General features: G+C 39.4%; 17 protein-coding genes and 1 tRNA gene. 14 read left to right on the top strand and 4 right to left on the bottom strand.

Annotated elements, in window-relative coordinates:
• Positions 1-59: 59 nt before the first annotated feature.
• Both znuB and znuC read right to left on the bottom strand, forming a co-directional pair.
• Positions 60-863 (bottom strand): zinc ABC transporter permease subunit ZnuB, encoded by an 804-nt coding sequence (gene znuB, locus GYM74_RS10575; RefSeq protein ID WP_220218179.1) that lies wholly within the window; start codon positions 861-863, stop codon positions 60-62.
• Complete coding sequence (gene znuC / locus GYM74_RS10570; RefSeq protein WP_220218178.1) at positions 856-1,638, bottom strand: zinc ABC transporter ATP-binding protein ZnuC; 783 nt, start codon at positions 1,636-1,638, stop codon at positions 856-858. Before znuC ends, znuB begins: the two co-directional genes overlap by 8 nt.
• A gap of 94 nt (positions 1,639-1,732) precedes the next feature.
• On the opposite strand from znuC, the gene znuA reads away from it, so the two are divergent.
• The 9 genes from znuA (at position 1,733) to GYM74_RS10525 (ending at position 13,212) form a co-directional block, all read left to right on the top strand.
• Positions 1,733-2,692, top strand: a complete 960-nt coding sequence (gene znuA / locus GYM74_RS10565; protein WP_220218177.1) for a zinc ABC transporter substrate-binding protein ZnuA — start codon at positions 1,733-1,735, stop codon at positions 2,690-2,692.
• A 28-nt stretch (positions 2,693-2,720) separates the two neighbouring features.
• Positions 2,721-4,082 (top strand): murein DD-endopeptidase MepM, encoded by a 1,362-nt coding sequence (mepM, locus tag GYM74_RS10560; protein WP_220218176.1) that lies wholly within the window; start codon positions 2,721-2,723, stop codon positions 4,080-4,082.
• Between the two features lie 121 nt (positions 4,083-4,203).
• On the top strand, positions 4,204-6,531 hold the full coding sequence (gene mrcB, locus GYM74_RS10555) for a bifunctional glycosyl transferase/transpeptidase (RefSeq protein WP_220218175.1): 2,328 nt from the start codon (positions 4,204-4,206) through the stop codon (positions 6,529-6,531).
• Between the two features lie 10 nt (positions 6,532-6,541).
• Entirely contained in the window at positions 6,542-7,351 is an 810-nt protein-coding gene (mutM, locus tag GYM74_RS10550; protein ID WP_220218174.1) for a bifunctional DNA-formamidopyrimidine glycosylase/DNA-(apurinic or apyrimidinic site) lyase, read from the top strand.
• A gap of 435 nt (positions 7,352-7,786) precedes the next feature.
• Positions 7,787-9,094, top strand: coding sequence for a Tol-Pal system beta propeller repeat protein TolB (gene tolB / locus GYM74_RS10545; RefSeq protein WP_366518745.1), 1,308 nt, complete (start codon positions 7,787-7,789; stop codon positions 9,092-9,094).
• Positions 9,095-9,253: 159 nt separating this feature from the next.
• The gene (gene pal / locus GYM74_RS10540; RefSeq protein WP_220218172.1) at positions 9,254-9,736 is read left to right on the top strand and encodes a peptidoglycan-associated lipoprotein Pal; all 483 of its coding nucleotides are present in this window, start codon (positions 9,254-9,256) and stop codon (positions 9,734-9,736) included.
• A gap of 62 nt (positions 9,737-9,798) precedes the next feature.
• The gene (ybgF, locus tag GYM74_RS10535) at positions 9,799-10,533 is read left to right on the top strand and encodes a tol-pal system protein YbgF (RefSeq protein WP_220218171.1); all 735 of its coding nucleotides are present in this window, start codon (positions 9,799-9,801) and stop codon (positions 10,531-10,533) included.
• A gap of 134 nt (positions 10,534-10,667) precedes the next feature.
• Positions 10,668-10,743 (top strand) — tRNA-Lys (locus tag GYM74_RS10530).
• A gap of 351 nt (positions 10,744-11,094) precedes the next feature.
• The gene (locus tag GYM74_RS10525) at positions 11,095-13,212 is read left to right on the top strand and encodes a TonB-dependent siderophore receptor (RefSeq protein ID WP_220218170.1); all 2,118 of its coding nucleotides are present in this window, start codon (positions 11,095-11,097) and stop codon (positions 13,210-13,212) included.
• A gap of 127 nt (positions 13,213-13,339) precedes the next feature.
• Here GYM74_RS10525 and pepT read toward each other — a convergent pair whose 3' ends face one another.
• Both pepT and GYM74_RS10515 read right to left on the bottom strand, forming a co-directional pair.
• Positions 13,340-14,572, bottom strand: coding sequence for a peptidase T (gene pepT / locus GYM74_RS10520; protein ID WP_220218169.1), 1,233 nt, complete (start codon positions 14,570-14,572; stop codon positions 13,340-13,342).
• Positions 14,573-14,597: 25 nt separating this feature from the next.
• Positions 14,598-16,157, bottom strand: a complete 1,560-nt coding sequence (locus GYM74_RS10515; RefSeq protein ID WP_220218168.1) for an AbgT family transporter — start codon at positions 16,155-16,157, stop codon at positions 14,598-14,600.
• Positions 16,158-16,567: 410 nt separating this feature from the next.
• Here GYM74_RS10515 and GYM74_RS10510 point away from each other — a divergent pair, with 410 nt between their 5' ends.
• The 5 genes from GYM74_RS10510 to GYM74_RS10490 all read left to right on the top strand — a co-directional run bounded on the left by GYM74_RS10510 (position 16,568) and on the right by GYM74_RS10490 (position 25,405).
• Entirely contained in the window at positions 16,568-18,838 is a 2,271-nt protein-coding gene (locus tag GYM74_RS10510) for an aconitate hydratase (RefSeq protein WP_220218167.1), read from the top strand.
• A gap of 20 nt (positions 18,839-18,858) precedes the next feature.
• Positions 18,859-20,121 carry an NADP-dependent isocitrate dehydrogenase gene (icd, locus tag GYM74_RS10505; protein ID WP_220218166.1) on the top strand — a complete coding sequence of 421 codons (1,263 nt, stop codon included), beginning with the start codon at positions 18,859-18,861 and terminating at the stop codon, positions 20,119-20,121.
• A 19-nt stretch (positions 20,122-20,140) separates the two neighbouring features.
• Positions 20,141-21,496: a citrate/2-methylcitrate synthase gene (locus GYM74_RS10500; protein ID WP_220218165.1), complete on the top strand. Its 1,356-nt coding sequence runs from the start codon at positions 20,141-20,143 to the stop codon at positions 21,494-21,496.
• Positions 21,497-21,635: 139 nt separating this feature from the next.
• Positions 21,636-23,174: a murein biosynthesis integral membrane protein MurJ gene (murJ, locus tag GYM74_RS10495; RefSeq protein ID WP_220218164.1), complete on the top strand. Its 1,539-nt coding sequence runs from the start codon at positions 21,636-21,638 to the stop codon at positions 23,172-23,174.
• A 2,093-nt stretch (positions 23,175-25,267) separates the two neighbouring features.
• On the top strand, positions 25,268-25,405 hold the full coding sequence (locus GYM74_RS10490; protein ID WP_220218163.1) for a hypothetical protein: 138 nt from the start codon (positions 25,268-25,270) through the stop codon (positions 25,403-25,405).
• The last annotated feature ends 687 nt before the right edge of the window (positions 25,406-26,092 follow it).

Raw genomic sequence — 26,092 nt, 5'->3', positions numbered from 1 at the left:
TGATAAATGCGACTTTGCTCGCAAAAAATGTTTTGTTTTTTCTTATTTATTGGTTATTTTTATTGTTTTTTTTCACTTAATAAAAACTTAGCTAAAAATAACGAAATAAAAAATAAACAAGTACCACTCAATACCACTGAAGGGCCTGTCGGTGTGTCATAAATAAGCGAAAAAACTAAGCCACCTATAACGGAAAGCATACCGATAATAATCGCAATAAGCGCCATTGCTTCAGGCGTTTTAGCATAATATTTTGCGGTGGCAGCGGGAATGATTAATAATGAAGTGATAATTAAAGCCCCGACAAATTTCATTGCTATGCCGATCGTCAAAGCCAGTAATAGTGTTAACAGCAGTTTAGTAAATTGTATATTGATACCTTGAGTAAAGGCTAACTCTTCACTGACTGTTATGTATAGAAAATGATTCCAACGCCACAACAGCATTAAACCAATAAATAAAACACAAATTAAGATTTGGTATACATCGAACATGGTGACAGCTAATAGATCACCAAATAGATAGCCCATTAAATCGATACGGATACTATCCATTAAACTAATGACCACCAAACCTAGTGATAATGCACTATGCGCCAAAATGCCGAGTAGGGTATCAATCGGTAGTTGTTTTTGTGATTCCAACCACATTAGCCCTAAAGCTAAAATCAGCGTAACAAAAATAATGGCATAAAAAAGATTGATATTCAGCAAGAATCCAAACGCTACACCAAGTAAAGCTGCATGCGATAATGTGTCACCAAAATAGGACATCCTTCGCCAAACAACAAAGGTTCCTAATGGGCCAGTTACACAGCTTAAACACAAACCAGCTAATAAAGACGGGAGCAGTAACTCAATCATTATTTTTCCTTCCAAAATCAGGTAACTTTATCTGTTTAGTCTGTTCAACAGGTTGTTTACAGCAATCGTGTTGATGATTGTGATGATGTTTATATAAAGCAATTTGTGATGCGCCATGTTGACCGAATAAGGATATAAACTCAGGATCGTTAGAGACAATAGCTGGCGTTCCGGAGCAGCAAATATGATGATTTAAACAAATTACCTCATCGGTTTTAGCCATAACCAAATGCAGATCATGAGAAACCATTAGAATACCGCAATTAAATACATTTTTAGCATCAGCAATAAGATCATATAACAAAACTTGCCCATTAACATCGACCCCTTGAGTTGGTTCATCAAGAATTAACAGTTTAGGCCGTTTTGCTAATGCTTGCGCAAGCAAAACCCGCTGAAGTTCACCACCCGATAACTGATGCATTGAGCGCTTAATTAAGTATTCAGCTTTGACCAAAGATAAAGTCTCTACAATGTCGTTTTTGCTTAATTGTTTATTTAAGCGCATAAAACGCTCAACGGTAATGGGTAAAGTTGGATTTAAGTTAATTGATTGAGGAACATAGCCAATGGTTAAATTAGGCAAGCGTTCAATGGTACCGGAAGTCTGATCCATTAACCCCAAGATCACTTTAACAAGGGTTGATTTACCTGCACCATTTGGGCCAAGTACCGTAATGATTTGATTAAGACTAATCGATAATGAAACATCATATAATATCTTTTGGTGGTTTATTTCGACCGACACATTATCAAGCTTGATTAATTGAGTCATATTATTGATAGCCCTTGCTGATCTAAATGTTATGTTATATTATAACAATTATGGGAATCTATTCTATCATATTTTATAAATATGGGATAATGATGTGAAAAATTATATCAATAAAAACATAAAACAATTAGCAAATTACTTTGTGATCGTTGGTTTTAGCTTTGCTATTGGCGCAATGACCACTTACGCTCAAGCTAAAATTATATCATCTGTTAAACCTATCGGGTTTATCACAGAAGCCATCGCTTGGAATGTCACTGATACCGAAATTTTATTGCCCGACGGTGTTTCCCCGCATACTTATTCATTAAAGCCTTCAGATCTGCTAAAAATTAAAAATGCGCAATTAATTATCTGGGTTGGCGAAGATATGGAAACATTTATGCCTACCGTATTAAAAAATATCGATAAGCAAAAACAAATTGAACTTATGGATATTGCACAAATTAAACCGTTATTACGTACCAGTCATGAAGAGCATGACCATGATCACGATCATGCAGAAGACGACCTGTCAGAACATCATCATCGTGGCGAGTATGATGAACATATTTGGTTATCGCCAAAGATAGCTAGAGTGATTGCACAAACCATTCATGACCAACTTATTAAGTTATATCCCAATAAAAAAGTATTAATTGATGAAAATCTAAACAAATTCACAACAAAACTGGCAGATACAGAACAAATCATTGCAAAAAAAGTAATTAACGTACAAAATAGAGGATATTTTGTGTTTCATGATGCTTATGGGTATTTTGAATCACAGTTCGGATTAAAGAATCTAGGAAGTTTTACTATAAATCCAGCAGTCCAGCCTGGTGTTCAAAAATTGTATGCAATTCAACAGGAGTTAAAAGAACACCAAGCAGTATGTATATTTAAAGAACCACAGTTTAGCCCTGCAGTTATTGAAAAGTTAGTGAATGGAACTGATGTACGAATTGGAGAATTAAATCCATTAGGAACAGGCATTGCTGTAACAAAAGATGCTTATTCACAATTTTTATTAAAATTAACTGAGCAACTGTTGGATTGTTTGAATGATAAATAATTTAGATGATAAATAGTTAAGGTTAATTTTGGTACGGCAGATTAAATCACTTAATATTGAAAAGAATAAATTTAAAATTCCTTATTTTTCAATATTAGGATCTCTGGTTATTATTATCTTATTCATCCTATTATGGCGCCCATTAAATTTTGGACGTACTGTTTATGTTCCTTTAAATTCTCAGGCACAAACAACCGTTACTGATAAATCTACGATAGATGTTGGTGAAGGGCGAGTTGAAATTGCCGAAGCTCAATCAAACTCTGACAATGTAACTGAGTCCTCAGATGAACCGGAAGATCAGATAGCTCCAGATGAAATTGATGAAATTATTGATGGCAAAGATAATAATACTGTTCAATATACGATTTCTCGTGGTGATACCTTACATGCGATTTTGTTACGTTATAATGTTAGCAAAAAAGATGTATTTTTGCTGACCAATAAATATAAACAACTGGCCAATTTAAGAATAGGGCAGCAAATCAGTTGGACAACGGATGATAATCATAATTTACAAAATCTGACATGGGCAATTTCCAGCAATAACATCCGAGTTTATGAGAAATCAGGTGATAAATTCGTTGAAACGTCCGAGACAGCAGAAAACGTTTCACAAGAAAATAAAGTTATAACCGGGGTCATCAAATCCAGTTTTGTGGCTGATGCGCGTAAAAGTGGCTTAACCAGTAATGAAATTGGTATTATCACTCGTGCATTACAATGGCGATTGGATTTTCGCAAACTGCAAATTGGCGATAAATTCTCAGTTGTCTTAACTCGTGAAAAGCACGGTGATCGCTTATCCAAAAGTCAGCTGCTGGGCGTTAGATTCAAAAATGGCACTAAAGATTATTATGCTATTTTAGCTGACGACGGCAAATACTATGATGTCAATGGTGCAAGTTTATCACAAAGCTTTTTCCGTTATCCGCTAGCCAAACAAGCTCGGGTATCTTCCGGCTTTAATCCGCGACGTTTACATCCTGTAACCAAAGTTGTCACACCTCATAATGGTGTCGATTTTGCCGTATCAAGGGGCACTCCTGTTTTATCTGTGGGAAATGGTGAAGTTGTTATCGCTAAATATAGCGGCTCAGCTGGTAACTATGTGGCTATTCGACATGGTCGCCAATATATGACAACTTACATGCATTTAGATAAAATTTTGGTGAAACAAGGGCAACAAGTGAAGCAGGGTGATAAAATTGGTCTATCTGGTAATACCGGGCGTTCAACCGGCCCTCATTTACACTTTGAACTGCATATTAACAACAAACCTGTTAACCCATTAACGGCAAGTTTACCGATCAATGAAGGTTTAACCGGTAAATCTAAAAAAGCGTTCTTAGCAAAAGTGAAACAGATCCAATCGCAACTAACGTTTTAACTTTGGCTTATAGATAATATAGTGTGGGCGCACCACTTTTTTACAAAAAGTTTGCAGATATCTGGCTAAAAAACTGTGTTATTATAAGCTAATTTTATACAGTGTAATTGTTAGGTGTAGTTTGAATAAATCAACCCAAAAAAAATCAGCTAAGAAAAAATCAAAAAATAAAAAGAGATCTTTATGGCGTCGATTTTGGTCATTAATCTTCAAACTTTTTTTGATTTTTATGGCCGTAACTGTCATTTACGGCATCTATCTTGATCAACAAATTAAAGAGCGTATTGAAGGTAATGTTTGGGAATTACCTGCGGCAGTATATGGGCAAATTATCGACCTTGAACCGGATAGCGATTACAGTTTAAGTGATGTTGTGACCATGCTTAATGGCGCACAATATCGTCAGCAAGATAGTAAAGCAACCCGTCCCGGTGAATTCATTGTATCTAATGATGCGGTAGAAATTTATCGCCGACCATTCATGTTCCCTGACGGTGAAGAGCAAGCTTTTCGCGTTAGAATTACCTTTTATGATAACCGCATCGACCGCATCACAAATTTAGATACCGGACGAGATTTTGGTTTACTCAAAATCGATCCTAAATTAATCACCATGATGCATTCGCCTAATGGTGAGCAACGGCTATTTGTGCCATTAAAACAGTTTCCCGATTCGTTGTTACAAACACTCATTGCCACCGAAGATAAGCGTTTTTATGAGCATCATGGTATAAGTCTATACTCCATTGGTCGGGCTATTTATGTGAATTTAACCACCGGTCGCACCGAAGGTGGTAGTACCTTAACCCAACAGACAGTTAAAAATCTGTTTTTGAGCAATGAAAGGAGTTTAAGTCGTAAATTACGTGAAGCTTATATGGCGTTAATTTTAGATGCGCGTTATAGCAAAGAGCGTATTTTAGAACTCTATCTTAACGAAGTCTATTTTGGTCAAGCCGGTGCTGAGGAAATTCACGGATTTCCGTTAGCCAGTCTTTACTATTTTGGTCGTCCGGTTAATGAATTAACTTTAGATCAGCAAGCGGTATTAGTGGGTATGGTCAAAGGAGCATCGGTATATAATCCTTGGACTCAACCACAACAAGTTACCGAACGCCGTAATGTGGTGTTAAAACTGGCTCAGCAACAAGGTATTATCGATGAAGAGCTATACAATCTATTAAGTCAGCGCCCACTTTCGGTGTTACCTAAAGGCGGGGTGATTTCTCCACAACCTGCCTTTATGCAAGTTGTTCGAAGTGAACTGCGAAAACAGTTAGGGGATAAAGCAGATCATCTCTCCGGAATGAAAATTTTCACCACCTTCGATCCAGTGGCACAAGCTTCAGCTGAACAAGCGGTCACCAATCAGATTGAAACATTACGTAAATCGACCAGCAAAGATTTACAAACAGCTATGGTGATTGTCAGCCGTGAAACCGGTGAAATTCGGTCTATTATTGGTAGTGCTGAGCCTCGTTATCCTGGTTACAACCGTGCTTGGTTAACAAGACGAGCAATAGGCTCATTGGCAAAACCGTCAACCTATTTAACAGCGCTTGGGCAACCCGACCATTATCAACTTAACACTTGGCTTGATGATAGCCCGTTATCAATTAAGCTCGATAATGGTTCTTACTGGCAACCTAAAAACTACGACCGTAAATTCCGAGATCGAGTGATGTTGGTTGATGCTTTAGCACTTTCTCTTAATGTACCAACGGTCAATCTCGGTATGGCATTAGGACTTGATGCGACCAAAAATACACTTCAATCATTGGGCGTACCGTCTGACAGGATCCCTAATTTACCGTCAAGATTACTTGGTGCATTGGAATTAACACCACTTGAAACAGCGCAAATGTTCCAAACTATCGCAAATAATGGTAAGCGCTCACCATTAACAATTTTAAGATATGTATTGACTGATAAAGGCGAACTTGTTTATCAAAGCTACCCACAACAAATTCAAGCGGTATCTCAACAGTCGGCTTATCTAACAACTTATGCTATGCAACAAGTGGTCGCATCGGGAACATCTCGATCATTAAAAGCTAAATATGGCTCATTTAATTTAGCGGCTAAAACCGGCACAAGTAATGATTCACGTGATAGCTGGTTTACCGGGATTGACGGCAAAAATGTTGCGGTCATTTGGATTGGGCTTGATGATCATACACCAATGAAATTAACCGGTGCGACGGGTGCACTAAAAATATATAGTGAATACTTACAAAACAATCCACCGAAAAAATTGCTGCAACCGTTACCTCAAAATATCTTTACCATGCCTATCGACAGTAATGGTCAATGGCAATGCGACGGTAGCAGTGGAGGACGTACTTTACCGGTATGGACAACCAACCCGCAAAGCTTATGTTCAGCCAATAATGAATTGACGCCGACACAACAAGCGCCATCGTGGGTAACGGATATGTTTAACAACTAAGTGGAATATTATGCCTGAATTACCAGAAGTTGAAACAAGCCGACGAGGTATATTACCTTACTTAAAAGGGCAAACTATCAAACAAATCATTGTTAGGCAGCCCAAATTGCGGTGGCCTATCGATGAGGCAATAAGTGGTGCGCATGGGCAAGTTATTTTAGATGTGCAACGGCGAGCAAAGTATCTGCTATTAAAGTTAACGCATAACTGGATAGTGATTCACTTAGGAATGTCAGGTAGCTTACGTATTTTGCAAAATCAACAAACTGTCCAAAAACATGATCATGTCGATTTGGTATTAGATAATGGCGTAATTTTGCGCTATACTGATCCACGTCGCTTTGGCTCATGGCTTTGGGCTGAATCTATCGATGATGTGACTCAGTTAAAACATTTAGGACCCGAGCCATTAGGTGATGAATTTTGTGCTAACTATTTATTAGACAAAGCCAAAAATCGCCAAGTGCCAATCAAAAACTTTATAATGGATAACCATATCGTTGTTGGCGTTGGCAATATTTATGCTTCTGAGTCACTATTTATGGCACACATTAATCCAAATCGAAAAGTGAATACCTTAAAACGGGCAGAATTTGAAAGATTAGTTGTGGCAATTAAACAGGTTTTGAATCAGTCTATAGAGCAAGGCGGTACGACGTTAAAAGATTTTCTAAAATCTGACGGTAAACCGGGTTACTTTGCTCAAGAACTACAAGTTTATGGGCGCTCAGGACAAGCGTGCTTAAACTGTAAAACTGAAATAAAATCAAAGCGTATAGGACAGCGTAATACCTTTTATTGCGAAACTTGCCAAAAGTAATATTTGTGATGTCTATTTTTATTATATTAAGCAATACCGATCAATTTTCTTCATAGCTTCAATTAATTTTTTTATAAGTTTCTATTTTTTATTACAGATTTTTAAAAAAATATCTTCTTAAACACTTTAAACCTGACTTAAATCAGATTAGTATAAGCAAATAAATTAAAATAATAATATCAAATTCTAGACTGTTAAAAGTTAGTACCACAAAAAACTGTAAACATATCGTAATTTTTTGTTTTAAATACTCTAGACTTGTTACTCAATATCGGCTATCTTTCTCGCTGAAAAAATATTTATATATGATAAAGGGTAATAACAGCTAATAATGAATGCGATATGTTAATTTTTTTAACAATTTGATGTTACATTTAATTGCGTTTTTAATTTATTAAATCAATGTATTTCGTTTTTATTAAGGAATTTAAGATGATCAAATTTGCTTCTCGCTTTTTGATAACTTGTTTTGTTTTATTTTATACAGTGATGTCTAATGCAGAAGTAAGGATTGTTATAACTGATGGTATAAGTTCTGCAAAACCAATCGCTGTTGTTCCCTTTACATGGATAGGAAGTGGAGAACCTCCACAAGTTATCAATGATATTATTGCTTCTGACTTGCGTAATAGTGGTAAATTTAACCCAATTGATGTTGCTTCAATGCCTCAAAGACCAACTACTGCCTCAGAAGTTAATCCAGCGCTTTGGCGTAATATTGGTATTACAGCCGTTGTCGTTGGTTCGATTCAACCTGATGCATCGGGCAAGTATAAAATTAACTACCAATTAATTGATACCGTCAATCGTCCTGGTGAAGTTTTAGCTGGCAATGAGTTTTCTATTGAAAAACGCTGGCTTCGTTATGCCGCTCACACTGCTAGTGATGAGATCTTTGAATCGTTAACCGGTATCAAAGGTGCCTTTAGAACTCGAATCGCCTATGTAGTGAAAACAACTAAAGGTCAATTCAAACATGAATTACGGGTATCAGATTATGATGGATATGATCAAGTCACGGTACATCGTTCAAAAGATCCCCTCATGTCACCTACATGGTCACCGGACGGTAAAAAGTTAGCTTATGTAACATTTGAAAATAATCGCACTTCTTTAGTATTAAAAACACTAGGTAGTGGATCGGTTGAAACTCTCGCTTCGTTCCCACGACACAATGGCGCACCGGCATTTTCACCGGATGGCAGCAAATTAGCATTGGTGTTATCTAAAGACGGTAGCTTGAATTTATATGTAATGGATTTAAGATCGAAGAAAATCACGCGTATCACATCAGGCCGTAGTAATAATACTGAGCCATCTTGGATGCCAGATAATCAAACAATCGTTTATACTTCTGATCAGGCCGGTCGTCCACAGCTTTATACAATTAATATCAATACCGGTGAATCGCAACGTTTAACTTGGGAAAATACCCAAAATCAAAATGCACGTGTAGCGCCGGACGGTTCGTTTCTCGCTTTGATTTCAACCAATAATGGTGAGCAACATATTACTAGGTATGATTTCGCAACCAGTACTTATCAACGATTAACTGATACTTATTTGGATGAAACACCAAGTATAGCGCCAAATGGTACGATGATTATATATAGTTCATCTGAAGGTTTAGGGACAATTTTGAATCTTGTTTCGACCGATGGTAACTTTAAAGCAAAACTACCGGCAACTGACGGGCAAGTAACATTCCCAGCATGGTCACCTTATTTATTAGAGAACGGTTAAAATTTATTCAATATTATAATGATTAAAATTGTGTAAAGCTTAAGGTCGTTATAATATATAGCTCTAATCTTTCTAGTTAGTAACATCGATTACTTTGAAGTTGGTTAGAATTAAAAAATAATAAGTAACAATTTATTCAAACACAAAGGAGTTAATACAATGCAATTTTCTAAATTTCTTAAAGTAGCTGCGATTGCTTTACCATTAATCGCTGTAACTGCATGTTCATCTAATAGCAGCAACAAAAATGGTGGTAATGCTAACGCTACTTTAACACAACAAGCTTTAGAGCAACTTCAAAAATTACAACAAGTTAACACAGTATATTTCGATTACGATCGTTATGATGTTAAACCTGATTATACAACATTATTAAATGCGCATTCAGTATTCTTACGTACTTGGCCTCAAGTTTCTGTACAAATCCAAGGTCATGCCGATGAGCGTGGTACACCAGAATACAATATCGCATTAGGTGAGCGTCGTGCTAATGCTGTTAAAGCATACTTACAAGGTAATGGTGTTTCTGATTCTCAAATCACCGTTAGATCATATGGTAAACAAGAACCAGCAGTGTTAGGTCACAACGAAGCAGCTTATGCTAAAAACCGTCGTGCTGTAATTGTATACCAAGCTTATTAATACCACTATATAACGGCTGATTTTCAGCCGTTTTTCTTAAGTTCACACCGAGTTGATATAATATGTATAAAAGAATATTCACGTTGTTCTTATTTCTTTCATTTGCAGGTTATGGTTGTGCTGCAGGTAGCTCAGATATCGATAGAACAGTTCAAGCACAAGGTCAATTACTTATACAGAATCAACAAAAAATAAGTGATTTACAGGCTGATGTCGATATGCTTCGCGGTCAATTAGAAGAGACCAGACATCAACTGAATCAGACCATAGAACGTCAGAAAATGATTTTACAGCAAATGACAAATGGTTCCGGATTCTCTTCTGGTGACAATACCTCTTCACAGTCCAATGATGGCGAACCAACTTCAAGTGCTATTCCCAATGATGCTTCAGGTGTTGTAGGTTGGACAACTTCAGGGAATGATAAAACAGATTACAATTTTATCGTTAAATTTGTTAATGATAGCCAACAAACTAATGACACCATTATTGCATTTGAAAGGTTTTTAAAAGCTTACCCAAAGTCTAATTACCGAGCTAATGCCAATTATTGGCTCGGGCAGCTTAACTATAAACAAGGTAACAAAGATAATGCATCATTTTACTATGCAACTGTAGTAAAAGATTTTCCAACTTCAGCTAAAGCTGCTGATAGCCTTTATAAAGTAGGGTTAATTTTACTTGATAAAGGTGATAAGAAAAATGCAAAAGCTGTTTTTCAACAAGTCGTTAGTAAATACGCTAAAGATAAAAATATCGCTGATTTAGCGAGAAAGAAACTCGCTTCGTTGAAATAAAGTGTATAAATAACCAGCTATTAAACAAAAATAGTAATAAAAGGGTTGCGAAGCTTGATAATTATAAGTATTATAGCAACCCGAAATTGCTTGAAGCCTTAATCAATAAGACGTCAGTAATTCTATTCAAAAATGGGTTGTTAGCTCAGTCGGTAGAGCAGCGGACTTTTAATCCGTTTGTCGAGCGTTCGAATCGCTCACGACCCACCACTTTCCTCCTTCAATATTTTACATTATCAAGCAACGATAAAAATTATTGTGATAAAGCGAGTTCTCTTGTCATTTTATTTAAAACGAATGGTATATCGCTTGCTGGCCTGTCATATAAACCAATGCTAAATTCTTTGCTGGTTAATGATCTCTTATAAAACTTACCGCATTTTTGTATTCACCACAGCCATGTCAAAATAACATTTTATATTAATAAATTAAACGTAACACTGCATAGTGAATTGGTTAAAAAATATAAAATAAGTTGCAATGCAAATAATAATCATTATCATTAATTGCGAATCAAGTTGTGAATGAAATCACTTATAACAATCGATGATAGGATAAACAATGAAATTAGTTAATCAATTAACCGTATTAGGGGTATTAGGTACAGCCTCTTTTATCGCAACTGCACAAGACCAACAGGAAGATGAAGCTAAGATTGAAACAATGAAAGTTGTTGCCACCATTACCGATAGTCATGATCAACGGCTAAAAAAATCAGCAACCGCAACCAAAATGCCTCTTGATATCAAAGATATTCCTCAAACAATAAACGGTATTAACCTTGAACAAGAAAAAATTTATGGGCAAAACGATTTAAGTGTACTGGTCAATAAATTGCCCGGTGTTGATACCACTTATGATATGCGTGATGAAGGTATAAAAATTAGGGGATTTTCGGCAAGTTCGGGTGATATTTATCGTGACGGTGTACGAGCCAGTGGTCAGGTCAGACAAAGTACTGCCAATATTGAACGTGTAGAAATATTAAAAGGTCCAGCCTCTGTGCTTTATGGGCGTGGATCGGGTGGCGGTATTGTGAATATGATTAGTAAACAAGCTAATTTCGATTCTCCCACCACATTGAGTTTGCGTGGTGGTTCATGGGATAAATACGGCGGTATGGTTGATATCAATCAGGTGTTAACCGACAAATTGGCAATACGGATGACTATCGATCATCAAACTGACCATAGTTTCCGTAAAGGCATTAAGCAACGAGATACCATGGTATCGCCAAGTATACTGTATGATAATCTCGACGGGTTTAGTTGGTTAGTGCAATATACCCATGATAATTTATGGCGCCGTCCGGATAGAGCACCGGCATATTATGATTTACCGAAAGGCGTATCGATAAAAACTGCTTATGCGCACCCGGATGATTATGTGAAAGATAATTATCGTTCATTACGTTCAGTCATGGGGTTTGAATTAAATTATGATTGGTCGCTTAAATTAACCAATCAATACCGCAAAGCTTCACAAAATTTTGACCATATTTATGGTGGGAGTTATTGTTCGGTAAATGGTCAATTGAGTAATGGTAAAGCCTGCAACTATCCCGGTAAATTACAATTTCGACGAGCATGGCAAGAAACGGCTAACATAACCTATAGTAATACGCTTGATTTAATGGGCAAGTTTAACACCGCTAGTATTGAGCATGAAATGTTAGTTGGGATTGAATACAACATTGAAAAACGCCAACCCAGGCTTGCTTTAACCAGTGCTTATCCGGAAGTGGTCGATCCATTTCATCCTCACTGGTACTCAAAAAAGTCACATTACAGTAAATTGAATACAAAAACGAATCATAAAGCGACTTCTAAAGGGCTGTATTGGCAAGATTTAATCAGCTTTACAACCCAGTGGAAGTTACTTGCCGGATTGCGTTATGATAATTATGAATTTGCCTCCAATGATGAACTAAAACATCAACGTCGCTCCTATAGCGGTCATTCATTAAGCCCAAGAGTTGGTTTGATTTGGCAACCAATCGAATCACAAAGCCTTTACGCCTCTTACAGTAAAAACTTTTCGCCGTATGGTGGACGTGGATTAATTACCCTCTCTACTGACCCCAAAACGGTTTATGATGATAAACCCCAATATTCACGCCAATATGAAATTGGCATTAAAAGCGATTGGTTAGGTGATAAGCTCTCATCTCAAATCGCCCTTTATGATCTTGAACTTTACAATGTGCGCTATCAACCTGATGCAGTCAACGATCCTTATAATTGGCAGGTTAGAGGTAGCGATCGAAGCCAAGGTGTGGAGTTTAGCCTAATTGGTCAACTCAGCTCATCATGGTATATCAATAGCGGTATAGGCTATCAGCAGGCGAAAGTGCATAAAGATAACAAAAACCCGGCTAATAAAGGCAAATATTTATCCAATACAGCCAAACAGAGCGGTTATGTCAACGTTCGATACTTACCTGCCGAAAATTGGTTTACCGAGCTGGAGTTTAATTATAAAGGCTCAATGTATAACGATGACAAAAATCTCTATAAGCGAGCAGGATATGGCTTATGGAATGGTGCTATCGGTTATCAAAGCAAATCGTACGATATTACGCTAGCTGTGACTAATTTATTCGGTAAAAAGTATTGGCGCTCAAATAGCATGCCCGGCACACCAAGAGCCTTTTTGCTGACAGCCAGTTACAAGCTATAACACCTAAAAAGTCTTAAGGTGATTATCTAAAGATTAAATTGCTTTAAACTACCCATGACGTTTCAAACAATTAATATAAACAAAGAGGGAAGTGCTTCCCTCTTTAAGAAGATTATTGCCGATAAGATTACTGCCCTTTTGCAGACAGCTCAATGATTTTCATTGTGACTTCAAACGACTTCAAAAAAGAAGATAGCGGTAAAAACTCAAAACATGAGTGGAAATTGTGTGCACCGGTAAAATAATTTGGTGTCGTTAACCCACGTGCTGATAACGCTGAACCGTCTGTTCCTCCTCGCATGGCAATGGTATTAGGCTTAATACCGAGCAACTCAAAGGATTGATAAATGAGATCAATACAACGGCGATCTTCACCTAGATAGTTAGCAATATTGCTATAGGTATCGGTAATATGACATTCGACTTTGGCTTTTGGATATTTAACCCGAATTAACTTAATCACCTCTTGAATATAGGCTTTACGAGCTTGATAGCTGGCTAAATCAAAGTCTCGAATACTCATTTTTAACGTAGTGGTGCTTTGATTACCAACAATATCATTAAACCAATAATAGCCCTCTTTACCTTCAGTGTGCTCAGGCGTCTGGAAGCTATCAAAGCAGTTAATAATATCGTTAGCGACTCGAATTGGATTGACCAACACATTTTTGGCTGACATAGGGTGAGCTGATACCCCTTGAATTTCAATGGTTGCTGAACCTGCATTAAAGGTTTCATACACCACTTCACCCAGTTCGCAACAATCAATGGTATAAGCAAAATCAGGTTTAAAACGTGTTAAATCAAGTTTTTTGGCACCGTTAAGCCCCACTTCCTCATCAGGCACAAAAGCAACATAGATATCGCCATGCGGGCGGTTTTGTTGTTGTAACTGATCTAACATGGTCATTATCACGGCAATAGCGGCTTTATTATCCGCCCCAAGTACACTTGTGCCGTCGGTGACAATTAACTCTTGATTAAGATATTTCATCAATTCAGGGTGCTCATCAACGCAAAACCAGATCGCTTTTTCTTTGTTTAATAAAATATCTTGACCGGTGAAAGTGACACGCTGAGGATTAATCTTATCTGAAAGCGCCACATCAACGGTATCAAGGTGGGCGACAAAACCAATATTTGGGGCAGAAGGATCATTACCGGCTAATTTTGCTGTAACAATACTGTGTTCATCAAGATGCACATCTTGTAAATTCAGTTGCAATAACTCTTGCTCAAGTAATTTGGCCAGCTGTGTTTGTCCCGATGTTGAAGGAACATGAGCACACCCCGCTGCACTTTGGCTGGGAATGCTGACATAACGTAAAAAACGTTCAACTAATTGTTCAGTCATATTCATAATTTGTTTGCGTCCTTATCAATAATTAACTTTCGATTGGCGGATAGACATACCCACTGTCAAAACCAATTGGAATACCTAAAAACCAAAATAGCAGTAAGTTTATCGTCAAAGCAATCAGTAAGGCTGCGGTATAAGGGATCATCATTGAACTTAATGTACCCACGCCGGTTTGTTTGCAGTACTGTTGGCAATAAGCAATGATTAACGGATAAAAAGCAAACATTGGCGTACTGACATTAACCGCTGAACTGATGCGATAAGCGGCTTGCGTCAATTCCGGCGATATGCCAACTGACATCAACATAGGTACAAAAATTGGCGCTAAAATTGCCCATTTTGACGACGCTGATGTAATTAATACATTAAGCATACTGGTTAAAATAATCACCCCAAAAATGGTGACAACTGAAGGCAGATGTAATGCTTTTAAAAACTCAGCCCCGCCGATAGCAATTAACGTCCCGATTTGAGAGAGTGAAAACACATATAAAAATTGGGCACAAAAGAAGGCAAACACAATAAATGGAATCAGTGATTTAATAATATTTTCCATTGATTTTACAATATCACGTGACGATTTAAAGGCGCCAGTGATAAACCCATGAATCAAGCCCGGAATCGCAAAAAAGACAAATAATAGCGGAACGATAATTTGCATGATCGGCGCTTGGTTACTGGTCATGCTGCCGTCCGGCGCACGTAATAACGAGTTTTTCGGTAATAAAAGTAAAACTAAGCCAATGGCGATAATTAAAAAAACCACAGAAGCGACTTTAAAAGCACGATTTTCAATTGGCGTGATTGCCGGTGAATCAGCAATATTATCTAACTGTAGATCTTTATTTAATGGCATGGTTGCTTGCAAACGTGGCTCAACAATTTTATCGGTGACAAACCAACAAGCAATTAAGACAAAAAACGTCCCACCAAAACTCAAAAAGTAGTTACAAAGCACATTGACTTGATAACTAGGATCAATAATTTCCGCCGCACTTTGGGTAAAGCCTTGCATAATGGGATCGATAATTGACGGCGTATAGCTCGAACTAAAACCGCCGGCTAATCCGGCAAATGCAGCGGCAATACCGGCAAGTGGATGACGACCGGTTGCATAAAACATCATTGCTGATACCGGCATTAAAATCACATAAGCCGAATCCGATGCAATATGGCATACCATACTGACAAAAATAACCGACGGGGTCACTAATTTTTTGGGTGTGACCGCTAACAACTTTTTAAGTAGCACATGAATATAGCCACTACTTTCGGCAATACCAATCCCTAAAGTGGCAACGATAGTGATACCGAGTGGCGGAAAGGAGACAAAATTGTTCACCATTTTGGTTAAAAACACCACCAGATGATCCGGCGATAGCATATTAACGACTGCTACTTTTTGCTGGGTAACCGGATTGATGTAGTCAAAGCTCACAAAAGACAGGAGGCAAGAAGCCACAAAACAGATAACTAAAGCGTAGAAAAACAGCGTTGTGACATCCGGAATTTTATTACCAATTCGTTCAATAGTATTTAAAAAACCGCCACTAGGTATTGGCGATTGATTTTTTGTTTGATTCATAAAAAAAGTACGTTTGAATAGTGTTCGGAAAGACAATTTAGCATAGATTAATTATACAGGCAAACAAGGCTTTGAGCGGCTTTTTTATACTCAAACGTAGGTAATTTCTGAAACTTTTTTACATTATTATTACTTATGAAAAAGCCTATTTTTATATTTTCTTTGATGAGCTTAATCCTCAATAATTCGATAGTATATTTCTCAAGGCGGTGTAAATGCTGGTATTGGCTCAATTTCAGCGATTAAACCGTTGCTCGTCAATAATAATAAATTTTCATTGAGTCCGATTGCATTAAAAAAATTTGGTGCTATAGTGTGTGAATATTTAGTCACAAAAATGGCATAAATATGCAGTTTGAAAATAAATGATATTTCACGAAGTATGATATATAAGCAGTGAGGTTTTTATTATGGTTTTCGATCTCGATTTAATTAAACGCATCTATCAGCACTATCCACAAAAACTTGACCACATCCGCCAAACTATCGGAAACCCCTTAACCCTAACCGAAAAAATCCTCTATACCCACCTTGCCGAAGGCGAGAAACTCAAAGCTTATCAGCGAGGTGAGGATTATGTAAATTTTTCCCCCGACCGTGTGGCAATGCAAGATGCCACAGCACAAATGGCGCTTTTACAATTGATGAATTCCGGGCGTAACAAAGTTGCTGTGCCTTCTACCGTTCACTGTGATCACCTGATTCAAGCTTACAAAAATGCTTATGATGATCTGATTGTTGCGCAAAGCAATAATCAAGAGGTTTATCAATTTTTACGGGATGTATCAAACAAATACGGCATCGGTTTTTGGAAACCCGATGCCGGCATTATTCATCAAGTTGTTCTTGAAAATTACGCCTTTCCCGGCGGAATGATGATAGGTACTGATTCACATACCCCAAATGCCGGTGGACTATCTATGATAGCTATTGGTGTTGGCGGGGCGGATGCTGTTGATGTTATGGCGGGCATGCCGTGGGAACTAAAAATGCCAAAAATCATTGGCGTAAGGCTAACCGGTAAATTATCCGGCTGGGCTTCACCTAAAGATGTGATTTTAAAACTGGCTGGGATCTTAACGGTAAAAGGGGGCACCAACTCAATTATCGAGTATTTTGGCGAAGGTGCATCATCGTTATCGGCAACTGGCAAAGCGACTATTTGTAACATGGGCGCCGAAGTGGGCGCCACCACCTCAATTTTTCCTTATAGCCAAAAATCAGCCGACTATTTAGCGATGACAGGGCGTCAAGAGGTGGTGGATTTAGCTCAAGATTTAATGGACTGCTTTAATGCCGATCCGGCCGTGTTAGCGCAACCGGCAAACTACTATGATCAGGTCATCGATATCAACCTGTCCGAACTCGAGCCTTATGTTAATGGTCCATTTACCCCCGATCTGGCCTATCCAATCTCAACCTTAGCCGCTGCTGTGGCTGAGCACAATTATCCCGATAACATGGAAGTTGGCTTGATTGGCTCATGTACTAACTCATCGTATGAAGATATGATGCGGGCGGCATCAGTGCTTGATAGTGCTAATCAATTAGGGCTTAAAGTGCAAGCGAAATTGATCATCAATCCCGGTTCAGAGCAAGTAAAATATACCTCACAACGAGACGGCATTTTACAGCGTTTTGAGCAAGCCGGGGCGGCAGTTATGGCAAATGCTTGTGGTCCTTGTATCGGTCAGTGGCGACGTGATGATGTGGCAGATGAACATAAAAATGCCATTGTTACGTCATTCAATCGTAATTTTGCCAAACGTAATGACGGTAGCCCAAATACCTATGCTTTTGTCTGTTCACCGGAAATTGTGGTGGCATTATCCATTGCCGGCAAGTTAAGCTTCAATCCACTCACTGACAGCCTTGTTAATCAACAAGGACAACAAGTAAAACTGCCGGAGCCTTTTGGGGATGAACTACCCAAACAGGGATTTGCCGTTGATGATGCCGGCTATATTGAGCCGCTAGCTGACGGTAGTCACATTACCATTCATATCGCCCCAAATTCAGAGCGGTTACAACAATTAGCGCCTTTTTTACCCTGGGACGGACAAGATATTGTATCGCAACCGCTGTTAATTAAAGTCGCCGGCAAATGCACAACAGATCATATTTCAATGGCTGGTCAATGGCTTAAATTCCGAGGGCACTTAGATAACATTGCTAACAATATGCTAATTGGCGCCGTTAATGCCTTTAATCAAAAAACCAATTGTGTATTAGATGCACAAACCGGCGAGTATATGCCTGTTCCGGCCTTAGCCCGAAAATTGAAAGCCCAAGGTTTAGGCTCGATTGTTGTTGCCGAAGAAAACTACGGCGAAGGATCCTCACGTGAGCACGCTGCTATGGAGCCTCGTTTTTTAAATGTAAAAGCCATTGTGGTTAAATCATTTGCTCGCATTCATGAAACCAACCTTAAAAAGCAAGGCATGTTAGCGTTGACCTTTGTTGATAAAAATGACTACGACAAAATTCGGCAAGATGACCAAATCAGTATTACCGGCTTAATTGATTTTGCGCCGGGCAAAAATCTAACCTTAACGCTTCACCACCAAGACGGCACCACTGACAGTTTTGCCGTTGCGCATACCTATAATCAAGCACAAATTGAGTGGTATAAAGCAGGCAGTGCCCTAAATAAGCTAAAAGCCCAAATTAACCACAATTAAACATAACAGGGAGAAACCCGATGAAACAGCAAGTTTTAATTGAAAATGGACAGTTAATCGTACCAAATCATCCGACCATTCCTTTTATTGAGGGTGACGGCGTGGGCAAAGAGATATGGGCAGCGGCCAAAACGATATTTGATACTGCCGTTAAAAAAGCTTATCACGGCGAGAAAAGCGTACAATGGTGCGAAGTGCTGGCGGGCGAAAAAGCTTACAACCTCACCGGTAGCTGGCTTCCGCAAGAGACTATTAATGCCTTTAAACACTATCTTATCGGGATCAAAGGTCCATTAATGACACCGGTTGGTGAAGGAATTCGTTCACTTAATGTGGCATTACGGCAAGAATTAGATCTGTATGTCTGTTTACGACCTGTGCGCTGGTTTAAAGGGGTAGAATCACCGATTAAACATCCGGAAAAGGTCAATATGACCATTTTTCGGGAAAACACCGAAGATATTTATGCGGGCATCGAATGGCAACAAGGCACCCCCGAAGCCGAAAAATTCTATCAATTTTTATCGACGCAAATGGGCGTTAACAAAGTGCGATTTCCGAAAACCTCATCATTTGGGGTTAAACCAGTATCGATTGAGGGATCGCAGCGATTAATTCGTGCAGCGATAAAATACGCCTTACAACATCAATTACCGTCAGTCACATTAGTGCATAAAGGCAACATTATGAAATTTACCGAAGGTGGATTTAAACAATGGGGATATGCCTTAGCCGAAAGCGAGTTTGCCAATGAGGTATTTACCATGAATCAATATGCCAAAATGGCCAAAGCTAATGGTCAAGCTCTTGCCGATGAAGCCTTACAAGCGGCCAAATCATCCGGCAAACTGATTATAAAAGATGTGATTTGTGATGCCTTTTTACAAAATACGCTGCTTAAGCCACAAGATTACAGCGTTGTGGCTACCTTAAATCTTAATGGTGATTACATCTCCGATCAACTTGCCGCTCAAGTTGGTGGCATTGGCATTGCACCGGGGGCAAACATTAACTATCTGACCGGACATGCGATTTTCGAAGCAACGCACGGCACAGCACCGGATATTGCCGGGCAAAATCAAGCCAATCCATCCTCGCTGTTATTATCGGGCGTGATGATGTTTGATTATCTAGGTTGGTATGAAGTAGGGCAACTGATTACTCAAGCTATGGAAAAACTATTTCAACAAGGAAAAGCCACAACAGACTTAGCCCGCTTTATGCAAAATGGGCAACCCTTATCCACAAGTCAATTTACCCAAGCGGTAATTGATAACTTATAAAACAAGGGCGGTAAACAAAATGAAAGAGAAGTTTTTGGTTTATAAATTATCTGAAACCATTAAAAACACCAGCAAAATTGAGTCCCAGCTATTCGAAAAATTCAATGTCAAACGTGGTTTACGTAATGCTGATCACACAGGTGTACTGGTTGGATTAACTAAAATCGGCGACGTGCTAGGCTATGAGCGGTTAGATAATGGTGTATTAAAACCGATTGACGGAAAATTATTGTATCGTGGGATTAATATTGACGATCTGGTACATAATGCTCAAAAAGAGCAGCGAACAGGCTTCGAAGAGACCATTTATCTGCTTTTATCCGGCTATTTACCGGATGCGGAAGAACTGCGTGACTTTTCCCGATTACTTTGTGAATCAATGGCGCTGGAAAAACAGACCAAAATTGCCATTATGCAGCTCGAAGGTCACGATGTGATGAACATCTTAGCAAGAACCGTGCTGGAAATGTACACCCATGACCCACAGGCAGATGACACTTCTCGAGACAATTTAATGCGCCAATCAATTGACTTAATTGCCAAATTTCCGGCGATCATTGCTTATGCCTATAACATGTTAAGCCATAGCGCCAAAGGCAAATCATTACATATTCGCCACCCGCATGAAGATTTTTCTATCGCTGAAAATTTTTTATATATGATGAAAGGCTCCGGAGGTTATACGCAACTTGATGTGAAAGTATTAGATCTCGCCTTGATTATTCATGCCGAACATGGTGGCGGGAATAACTCAACCTTTACCGTACGGGTGACCAGTTCAACCGGCACCGATACTTATTCCTCAATTGCTGCCGGTATCGGCTCGTTAAAAGGACCCTTGCATGGTGGGGCAAATTTGCAAGTCGGTAAAATGCTCAAACACCTCGCACAACAGATCCAAGATTGGACTGATGTTACCGAAATTGATAACTACTTAAAACGCATCTTAAATAAAGAAGTGTTCGACCAAAAAGGGCTGATTTATGGCATTGGACATGCGGTTTACACCGTATCCGATCCTCGAGCCATGTTACTTAAAGAAATGGCGTACGAACTGGCTAAAGAGAAGGGACGAGTAAAAGAGTATGATTTTTTAAACTTGCTTGAACAACGTGCCATTAATGCCATTGTTAATCGAAAAAACGCCCGAACCAAAAAACAGGTCTGCGCTAATGTCGACTTTTATTCCGGATTTGTCTATGACATGATTGGCTTACCGAAAGAGGTCTACACCCCGTTATTTGCCATGTCCCGAATTGTCGGTTGGTGTGCACATCGAATTGAAGAGCTCAATTTTGATGACCGCCGAATTATTCGACCTGCCTATAAAAACATCGGTCAGCTTAAACCATTTATTCCTCTTGAAGATCGTTAATGTTATCCGCCGTCAGCACACTGCTGACGGTAAAATCGAAATCAGAGCTTATAAAAAAAGCATGGTGCTTTAAAGCAATAGTTTGTAGACTATGTATCATTATCTGTTCCAACCCTTTAAGATTGTATAAAAATCATCTATGAATCTTTTAAAATCTTTAGCAACAGTCAGTTCAATGACAATGGTATCACGAGTATTAGGCTTTGTGCGTGATGCAATTATCGCCCGCTTTTTTGGCGCCGGCATGGCAACTGATGCTTTTTTTGTTGCTTTTAAACTGCCTAATTTATTAAGACGTATTTTTGCTGAAGGCGCTTTTTCGCAAGCATTTGTTCCAATCTTAGCGGAATATAAAAATCAGCAAGGCATCGACGCTACCCGCACCTTTGTCGCTTATGTATCAGGCTTATTAACACTGGTACTGGCGCTGGTCACCTTAATTGGTGTGCTCACCGCCCCTTTTATCATTATGTTAACTGCGCCGGGATTTTTGGAAGATTCGACCGAAAAATTTGAACTTGCCACCACCTTATTACGGCTCACCTTTCCTTATATCTTTTTTATATCGCTAGCATCGCTGGTTGGGGCAATTCTTAACACCTGGAATCGATTTTCAGTTCCGGCCTTTGTGCCCACGCTGCTTAATATCAGCATGATAATTTTCACGCTCTTCCTCACCCCTTATTTCGATCCGCCAGTATTGGCATTGGCGGTATCTGTTGGAGTTGGAGGCATATTACAACTCCTTTATCAGCTCCCTTATTTGAAAAAAATAGGCATGTTAGTCTTGCCACGCATCAGCTTTAAAGACAGCGGCGTATGGCGAGTTTTAAAACAAATGGGACCAGCGATTTTAGGCGTTTCAGTGGGGCAAATCTCACTGATTATCAACACCATTTTCGCCTCGTTTTTAGTATCGGGATCAGTTTCGTGGATGTATTATGCCGACCGATTAATGGAGTTCCCCGCAGGCGTACTCGGCGTAGCGTTAGGCACAATACTATTACCGTCATTAGCAAAAAGCTTCACAAACGGCGATCAAAAGCAATATAGCGAGCTACTAGATTGGGGATTACGCTTATGCTTCTTACTCGCTCTACCTAGTACTGTTGCTCTAGGGGTCATATCAGGCCCATTAATCTCAACCCTATTTGAGTACGGACACTTCACCTTAACTGACACCTTAATGACACAACGGGCATTAGTTGCCTACTCAATAGGCTTGCTTGGACTGATATTAATCAAAGTACTGGCGCCGGCTTTCTATTCCCGACAAGATATCAAAACACCGGTAAAAATCGCCATAATAACCCTTATCTTAACCCAACTGATGAACTTGATTTTTATTGGACCACTACAGCATGCCGGACTCTCCTTATCAATCGGACTGGCTGCATGTTTTAATGCCGGATTACTCTTCTGGCAATTACGCAAAAAGCAACTCTACCAGCCGCAACCGGGTTGGTATCTATTCTTAACCCGAGTGATCATCGCAGTCATACTCATGTCAGCCGTATTATGGTTTGGCGCCCAACTCCTACCAAATTGGTCAACCGGAACAATGCTAATGCGTGTAGGGCGATTACTATTATTGGTAATCGCCGGCATAATCATCTATTTTGCCGCATTAATGGCAATGGGATTTAAAATAAAACATTTTATAAAACGGATTGATTAGGGGTAAGAAGTTGTAGGTTTTTATCTGTGGGGGGGTGATCTGTAGGTTTCGGACGCTGGAAATTAGTTGATATTTTCATTTCGGTGTCTGCGTCCGAATTAGGGGGATTTTATGCGAAATCCCCCTAATAACCCCCTCGCAGCACCACACAAAGCGGTCTGGCGACTGCCCTCCGCCTTCGTTCGGTCTTAACGCACCGGCGCTGATTTGTTCCGGACAAAGCAGCGCCTCGCCAAACATCCTTGTTTGGCGTGCTAACCTCACTCAGTTGTCGGCGCTTTGTGAAGGTGCGGTCTGGTGCATTTGTTTGCTTTTGGGAAAAGAAGCGGTAGGGGATTTAGGATATTTTTTAAGTGCAAAAATTTTTTTACTTAAACACCTATGTTTTCTGAAAGTTTTTGACAAGACTTTGTGGGTTTTTGCAAGTTATAAGTTTTTGATCTGCAAGTTTCGGACGCTGTGAATTAGTCGATATTTTCATTTCGACGTCGGCGTCCGAATTAGGGGGATTTGGTGCGAAATCCCCCTAATAACCCCCTCGCAGCACCACCCAAAGCGGTCTGGCGACTGCCCTCCGCCTTCGTTCGGTCTTAACGCACCGGCGCTGATTTGTTCCGGACAAAGCAGCGCCTCGCCAAACATCCTTGTTTGGCATGCTAACCTCACTCAGTTGTCGGCGCTTTGTGAAGGTGCGGTCTGGTGCACTTGTTTGCTTTTGGGAAAAGAAGCGGTAGGGGATTTAGGGATATTTTTAAATGCTAAAATTTTTTACTTAAACGTATATAATTTCTGAAAGTTCTTGTCAAAAATTTTTATGTTTATTGGAAAATCGCTTAGTGCAATGTTGTACGGAGAGGGGGCGGATTATGCACAGAGTCCTTCTATTCGGACGCTAACATCATTAGGAAAAAATCAATCAAATTCCCAGCGTCCGAAACCTAAAGATCAAAAAACTATGACTTTCATCACCCATAAAATCCTGTCAAAAAGTTTCAGAAAATATAGGTGTTTAAGCAAAAAACACGAAATCTTGACAAAAACTTTCAGAAAACACCCACGTTTTAGTATAAAAACAAAATTTTTAAGATATTTTCAAAATACCCAAAACCTAAACGGTAACTTTTCACCAAATCATAAAAGTGCACCAGATTGCACCTTCACAAAGCGCCGACAACTGAGTGAGGTTAGCACGCCAAACAGGGATGTTTGGCGAGGCGCTGCTTTGTCCGGAACAAATCAGCGCCGGTGCGTTAAGACCGAACGAAGGCGGAGGGCAGTCGAAGACCGCTTTGGGTGGTGCTGCGAGGGGGTATAGGGGGATTTCGCATAAAATCCCCCTAATTCGGACGCAGACACCGAAATGAAAATATCAACCAATCAACAACGTCCGAAACCTGCAAACCAAAAAACCGCAACTTTTAACGAAATAAAAACCTTGTCAAAAAGTTTCAGAAAACATAGGCGTTTAAGCAAAAAATACAACCCCTTGACAAGAACTTTCAGAAAACACACACGTTTTAGTATAAAAACAAAATTTTTAAGATATTTTCAAAATACCCCAAAACCCATACAGTTATCTTCCACAAAAGCAAACAAATGCACCAACCCGCACCTTCACAAAGCGCCGACAACTGAGAGAGGTTAGCACGCCAAACAAGGATGTTTGGCGAGGCGCTGCTTTGTCCGGAACAAATCAGCGCCGGTGCGTTAAGACCGAACGAAGGCGGAGGGCAGTCGAAGACCGCGTTGGGTGGTGCTGCGAGGGGGTATAGGGGGATTTCGCATAAAATCCCCCTATTCGGACGCAGACACCGAAATGAAAATATCAACTAATTCACAGCGTCCGAAACCTGCAGACAAAAAACCTACAACTTTCAAAGAAAGTAAAAAACTTGTCAAGAAGTTTCAGAAAATATAGGCGTTTAAGCAAAAAAACACAAACCACTGACAAGAACTTTCAGAAAACACCCACGTTTTAGTATAAAAACAAAATTTTTAAGATATTTTCAAAATACCCCGAGACCCATACCGTTATCTTCCACAAAAGCAAACAAGTGCACCAGATTGCACCTTCACAAAGCGCCGACAACTGAGTGAGGTTAGCACGCCAAACAGGGATGTTTGGCGAGGCGCTGCTTTGTCGGGAACAAATCAGCGCCGGTGCGTTAAGACCGAACGAAGGCGGAGGGCAGTCGCTAGACCGCTTTGGGTGGTGCTGCGAGGGGGTATAGGGGGATTTCGCATAAAATCCCCCTATTCGGACGCAGACACCGAAATGAAAATATCAACTAATTCACAGCGTCCGAAACCTGCAGACAAAAAACCTACAACTTTCAAAGAAAGTAAAAAACTTGTCAAGAAGTTTCAGAAAATATAGGCGTTTAAGCAAAAAAACACAAACCACTGACAAGAACTTTCAGAAAACACACACGTTTTAGTATAAAAACAAAATTTTTAAGATATTTTCAAAATATCCCAAAACCTAAACGGTAACTTTTCACCAAATCATAAAAGTGCACCAGATTGCACCTTCACAAAGCGCCGACAACTGAGTGAGGTTAGCACGCCAAACAGGGATGTTTGGCGAGGCGCTGCTTTGTCCGGAACAAATCAGCGCCGGTGCGTTAAGACCGAACGAAGGCGGAGGGCAGTCGAAGACCGCTTTGGGTGGTGCTGCGAGGGGGTATAGGGGGATTTCGCATAAAATCCCCCTAATTCGGACGCAGACACCGAAATGAAAATATCAACCAATCAACAACGTCCGAAACCTGCAAACCAAAAAACCGCAACTTTTAACGAAATAAAAACCTTGTCAAAAAGTTTCAGAAAACATAGGCGTTTAAGCAAAAAATACAACCCCTTGACAAGAACTTTCAGAAAACACACACGTTTTAGTATAAAAACAAAATTTTTAAGAT

Source organism: Gilliamella sp. ESL0405 (assembly GCF_019469205.1).
Taxonomy (GTDB): domain Bacteria; phylum Pseudomonadota; class Gammaproteobacteria; order Enterobacterales; family Orbaceae; genus Gilliamella.
This window is presented reverse-complemented; position numbering and strand designations above follow the sequence as displayed.

What these genes read in the sequence shown, in the direction of transcription:
- GYM74_RS10510 (WP_220218167.1), top strand. Translation starts at nt 16,568, where the DNA reads ATGGTTTTCGATCTCGATTTAATTAAACGCATCTATCAGCACTATCCA.
- pal (WP_220218172.1), top strand. Translation starts at nt 9,254, where the DNA reads ATGCAATTTTCTAAATTTCTTAAAGTAGCTGCGATTGCTTTACCATTA.
- znuC (WP_220218178.1), bottom strand. Translation starts at nt 1,638, where the DNA reads ATGACTCAATTAATCAAGCTTGATAATGTGTCGGTCGAAATAAACCAC.
- GYM74_RS10525 (WP_220218170.1), top strand. Translation starts at nt 11,095, where the DNA reads ATGAAATTAGTTAATCAATTAACCGTATTAGGGGTATTAGGTACAGCC.
- pepT (WP_220218169.1), bottom strand. Translation starts at nt 14,572, where the DNA reads ATGAATATGACTGAACAATTAGTTGAACGTTTTTTACGTTATGTCAGC.
- murJ (WP_220218164.1), top strand. Translation starts at nt 21,636, where the DNA reads ATGAATCTTTTAAAATCTTTAGCAACAGTCAGTTCAATGACAATGGTA.
- GYM74_RS10515 (WP_220218168.1), bottom strand. Translation starts at nt 16,157, where the DNA reads ATGAATCAAACAAAAAATCAATCGCCAATACCTAGTGGCGGTTTTTTA.
- ybgF (WP_220218171.1), top strand. Translation starts at nt 9,799, where the DNA reads ATGTATAAAAGAATATTCACGTTGTTCTTATTTCTTTCATTTGCAGGT.
- mutM (WP_220218174.1), top strand. Translation starts at nt 6,542, where the DNA reads ATGCCTGAATTACCAGAAGTTGAAACAAGCCGACGAGGTATATTACCT.
- GYM74_RS10500 (WP_220218165.1), top strand. Translation starts at nt 20,141, where the DNA reads ATGAAAGAGAAGTTTTTGGTTTATAAATTATCTGAAACCATTAAAAAC.
- znuB (WP_220218179.1), bottom strand. Translation starts at nt 863, where the DNA reads ATGATTGAGTTACTGCTCCCGTCTTTATTAGCTGGTTTGTGTTTAAGC.
- icd (WP_220218166.1), top strand. Translation starts at nt 18,859, where the DNA reads ATGAAACAGCAAGTTTTAATTGAAAATGGACAGTTAATCGTACCAAAT.